This window comes from Methylobacterium sp. C33D (genome assembly GCF_053345825.1).
The window spans coordinates 1-294 of the sequence record NZ_JBKFAV010000222.1 but is presented as its reverse complement, the minus strand read 5'-3'; the positions used below and the strand labels follow the sequence as shown (position 1 = coordinate 294).

Genomic DNA, 294 nt, shown 5'->3' with positions numbered 1-294 from the left:
GAAAACCGGCATCGCGATTCACCCGCACCTCATTTAAGTAGGCACCGCACTGCACCAGACGTAGAGGCCCCGATGTCGCCCACCGAGACCGCCACCCGCACCGAGTCCGACACCTTCGGTCCGATCGAGGTCCCGGCGCATCGCTACTGGGGCGCGCAGACGCAGCGCTCGATCCTGAACATCAAGATCCGTACCGACCGGATGCCCGAGCCGCTCGTCCTCGCCCTCGCCGTCGTGATGCAGGCCGCCGCCCTGGTGAACAAGGATCTCGGCGCCCTCGACCCGAAGCTCGCC

The 294-nt window shown here is 67.0% G+C and carries 1 pseudogene; it reads left to right on the top strand.

Annotated elements, in window-relative coordinates:
* Positions 1–72 precede the first annotated feature (72 nt).
* Positions 73–294: pseudogene (locus tag ACLBXO_RS32135) on the top strand (class II fumarate hydratase); the annotation flags it as partial.